The organism is Pseudonocardia oroxyli, assembly GCF_900102195.1.
In the GTDB taxonomy this organism is placed as follows: Bacteria; Actinomycetota; Actinomycetes; order Mycobacteriales; family Pseudonocardiaceae; genus Pseudonocardia; species Pseudonocardia oroxyli.
Genome location: NZ_FNBE01000035.1, coordinates 10333 through 14673, shown reverse-complemented (window position 1 = coordinate 14673; position 4341 = coordinate 10333). Strand labels below are relative to the sequence as shown.

General features: G+C 67.2%; 4 protein-coding genes. 3 read left to right on the top strand and 1 reads right to left on the bottom strand.

Annotated features, from left to right (window positions below; genetic code table 11):
- The 3 genes from BLS43_RS30375 to BLS43_RS28760 form a co-directional block, all read left to right on the top strand.
- Nucleotides 1–366 (top strand): hypothetical protein (locus BLS43_RS30375; RefSeq protein ID WP_176921630.1); only part of this gene is annotated, 366 nt, incomplete at its 5' end.
- Nucleotides 367–391: 25 nt separating this feature from the next.
- Complete coding sequence (locus tag BLS43_RS28765; protein ID WP_093089856.1) at nucleotides 392–1300, top strand: tetrahydrofolate dehydrogenase/cyclohydrolase catalytic domain-containing protein; 909 nt, start codon at nucleotides 392–394, stop codon at nucleotides 1298–1300.
- A 469-nt stretch (nucleotides 1301–1769) separates the two neighbouring features.
- On the top strand, nucleotides 1770–2690 hold the full coding sequence (locus BLS43_RS28760) for an META domain-containing protein (protein ID WP_093089855.1): 921 nt from the start codon (nucleotides 1770–1772) through the stop codon (nucleotides 2688–2690).
- 1350 nt (nucleotides 2691–4040) lie between these two features.
- Here the strand turns inward: BLS43_RS28760 and BLS43_RS28750 are convergent.
- On the bottom strand, nucleotides 4041–4341 hold a 301-nt coding region (locus BLS43_RS28750; RefSeq protein WP_218130054.1), incomplete at its 5' end, for an integrase core domain-containing protein.

Genomic DNA, 4341 nt, shown 5'->3' with positions numbered 1-4341 from the left:
GTGGCCAGCGAGCTGCGCGACAACCCGCGCGGCTACGAGATCGGCTCAGACTTCGCCGCACTAGCTAACACCGCGCTGCGCCAGCTGATCCCCGCCGCGGTCCCCCCACAGGCAGTGGTCTGGTACGCCCACCACGGCGAGTTCTCCAGCTACGACCCTGCCGGCCCGGAGACCTTGACGAAGATCGATCTGCGCTGGGACGGCGAGCGCTACCTCGACCCCGCCGCGGCCGCTCACCATCTGCTCAGCAGCGGGCAGTTCGGCGAGTACAGCGCCCTGCTCCAGCTCGAGCCCGTGGACGCCCTGCTGAGCCAATGGACCTGGGACACCGCCCCGGTCCCCGGCCCACGCCCACCAGCTCGATGAGCACGTCGAGGACGAGCACGGCTGGATGAGCAGCGCGCAGTACCGGGTTCCCGGCGCCGCTATCCTGCGCGAGGTCGTCGAGGCCTACCAGCCGTACCGGGAGATCATCACCGAGCAGCTCACCCGCGCGCTCGTCCTGCGTTTCGACTCCGGGCCCGACGCCCCCGGCGACTGGGCGCTGCGCGTGGCCGCCTCGCAGGTGTCCGCCGAGCAGAAGCAACGCACGTTCGAGCGGCTCGGCGCATCCGCGGACATCAAGGTCCTCGGGCCCGACACCGAGTGGGCCGAGCTCGACGAGCACCTGGCCGCGGCTAACGAGACGCCGGACATCGCGGCGGTCATCGTGCAGACCCCACCCCCGCGGCACCTGGTCCCCCTGCTCGACCACATCGCGCCAGCCAAGGACATCGACGCTTTGGGCGCCGACTCCGCACGGCCGGCGTGCGCGACGGCGGACGGCATCACCCGCGTCGCCGCGCCCTACCTCGAACACGGCGCCTCCGTCGCCGTCATCGGCAGCCGCGGCTTCGTCGGCTCCGGGGTGGTCACGCTCCTGCGCCGCGGCGGGCACGAGCCCCTCGAACTCGACCAAGGCGATGACCTGCGCCAGGTACGCGAGGTCGACGTCGTCATCTCCACCACCGGCCGAGCCGGGCTACTCACCGCCGAGCACCTCCACCGTGACCACCAGCTCGTCGTCGACTCCGGATTCATCCCCTACCCGTCCGGCCCGATCGGCGACGTCCACCCCAGTGCCGCCCACCTCCCCCGCGCGATCACCCTGTACCCGGCGGGATCGGACCCGTGGAGATGGCCACCCTCGCCGAACGACTCACCCAGCAAGTCGCCGCCCCAGACCTCGGATCGTGGCGCTTCCTCGGCCCCAACATCGACCACCCCGAACTACGCCGCACCACCGCGACACTCGAGGTAGCAGCCCAACACGAACGCGCCCTGCAGATTCCTGGACCCGGCCGGGAACTCGGGATCGAGTACGACCCCTGAGCACCCGGACGTGGCCTTCCCCCGGTACCGCGGACTCCGACCCTTGAGGTGGTGTTGTCGCCGAGGGACGGATGGTCGTTGTGCCTGCTCCTAATCCGCCGGAGTCCCGGCAGCCCGCGGTCGAGCTCGCCCGTGTCGGCGAGCGGCCGGCGCGCGAGGTTGCACAGAAGACGACAGATCTCCGCCCACGCCTTCACCTTCAACACTCCTCACTATGCAGCGAGGGGCCCAAGTCCACCCGTCGCCAGAGGGTCAGCCTTCAGCGGTCGTCACCATTGTCCCCGGGAGCCCCCGGCCGAGTCGCCGGAGCCGCTGGCCCCGTCTTCGGTCCTCAAGCTCCTCAGTGACTCAGGCGCAGGGCCGGACGCGGGTTTTTCCCGTTTCGCTACGGTTGGGCGATGCGTGAGACAGGCAAGGTAGTCCCACGGCGGCGGGTTGCGCCGCCGGCGCAGATCTGGCCGCTGCTGTTGGCGCTCGTGTTCGCCGCAGCGTGCACGTCCGTCCCGCCGAGGGACGTGGTGGTCCAGCCGACGCAGGTCGATCCACGTGGCCTGGTCGGGACCTGGACCATCGCGGACAGCCCACGCGGGGAGTTCGTGGGCGCGATGGCGTCGTTCGATGCGGAAGCGTTCGTTATCGAAGACGGCTGCTTCCGTGCCGGTGGCCAGTGGCGGGCGAGCTGGTCAGGGGAGTTCCTCGCCCGGACCGTTGACGCTCAGACCGCTTGCGACACCCGCCCACAACCGCACGATGCGGCGATAGCGTGGCTCGAGAGTGTCACCTCGGTAGTCATCGCCGCTGACGAGGTGACGTTTCTGGATTCCAGACGCAGCGCGGTTGCGCAGCTGTTGCGGGAGAAGACCGAGCCGACGGCATCCAGCGTCCTACTCACGAAAGTGACGGCGGTTGCGGCTGGAGACCTGGAGGCGTACGCGCATCCCGCTCCTGAGCTGCCCGATCGCTTGGACCCGGCTGCGGACATCGCGACAGGGGCCTGGGTTCCTGACGTGCCGACGGACCCGGTTGCGAGGCCGTCGTTGGATTTCCAAGCGAACGGAATGTGGTATGCCCAATACGACTGCAACGGCAAGAGCGGGCCATGGACCCTCACCAGCGGAGGAACCTTTCTCACATTGGTGAGCCCGGACGGAGTCGAAGGAACGATCTGCCCAACTCCTAACTTCCTCACCGCACTCGAGCCAGCGATCCAGGCTGGAGTCGACCGTGAGACAGGTAAGCTCTTGTTCCTAGACTCGGATGGTCAGCTCCTTCAGAGCTTCCGTCGGCCAAGCTCGGACGACCGGAAACGACCCTCGTGACAGTCGTTGCCGACCCTGAAGTCTGCGGGATTTACAGCGCGCGGCACCTCCCCCGATCTCCGAGTGGTGCCGGGTTCGCGCGGGGCAGACTCTTGTCCAGTTAGTCGCGAGTTCAGGGGCTGAGTTCGGCGACGGCGCCCTGCCCCGATCCCGCAGCGGTCCCCACCGTTCGGGCCAGCGCCAACCGCTGCCACCACCCGCAAATGGACGAGATTCGACTGCCTCGGAGCGCCTCGGTTTCCAGCGTCGGTGGAAGTGGTGCTGAAGCGAGGACTGGAACCGAGGAGTCGAACTCTTGCGCCCCCTGCGCGGCCGCTTGGCGACTAGTCAGTTCGGCAGACTGGGCAGTTGTCATCAGCCCACAGTTCGTAATGGCCACCTCCGTCGAGGCAGCGGAAGTTTACCCATCTCCCCTGGTCTCGACCCTGTGTTCCCGCATTTACGCATGCGACTGCGTCCGGATAGTTGCCGACGAACCAGTCGGCAGCCTGTGCCGGGGTCGCCACTGCAAGCATCATTAAGCCGGCGATCCCAGTGGTCGCAATGAAGCTCCGAATTCTCCGCATGGTCTTGGGCCCCCCGATGTTTGCTTATTGGCTGTGGCGACTTTCGCAATCCCGTCGAACTGGACAAATCGACAATATGGTGAAAATGGGGGAACTTGCTAGGCCCATCTTGACGAATAGCGGATGACTTTGCGTGATGTCAATACTCTGTTAAGGTTCAAACTCCTCGGCTAAACGGCTAGCGAGATCTGTCGGAGGTGGTCCTTGCCGGGCTTGATGACGGCGGTGCAATCTGAAGACCTCGCGGAGGGGCTACCAGCCGGTCGCCCGGGGCCGAGTTGGCGCGCGGAACCCGTTCGCTAGTCACGTTCAAGGTCGTTCAGCCGCCGTATCCCCCACGCCGCCACAGCCCAGATCTCCGCGGTCCGGCCTACTCAGCGGGACTCGGTAGCTCAGGTCCGTGGCCGTAATCCGTTCGGGATGGATCCGAAGCCAGACGGCGCCACGTCCCGCTGGGCCTGCGCTGAGGTAGTCGCGGAATCGTGTGTCCCAGAGGCTCTCGTCGGGGCCGAGGTAGCGAGCGAGTTTCCGGCGTCCCCGGTCGACGCCGAAGGGCACGATCTCGCCGCGGCCGCGGGCGATCACCTGCCGGACCAGGCCCGAGGCGACGTCGCAGACGTCGCAGACGTCGCAGACGTCGACGGTGAGCGCAACCCCGGGCGTCCGCCGCAACATGTGCGGCGAGCCGGGACCAGGGGCCGGTCAAGATCCAAAAAGTACTCTCCTCCCACAGGAACCAGGTGGGACGCACTGTCAAGTCCCGGGTTTGGTAGAGGCTCGGTTCTCACGCTCCGGCGGTCTGCCGGGCGAGGTCGGTGTCGGCGTGTAGAGCCTCGTGCTCGACGGGCGGGATCAGGCCGAGCTCGCCGTGTAGGCGGCGGTGGTTGTACCAGTCGATGTACTCCGCGACGGCCAGTTCGAGGTCGTCGATCCCGCGCCACGGCCCTCTGTTCCGCACGAGTTCGGCCTTGAACAACGAGTTGAACGCCTCCGCCATCGCATTATCGTAGGAATCGCCGACTGATCCGACCGAGGCGACCGCCTCGACTTCCGCGAGCCGTTCTCCGTAGCGCACAGCGACATAT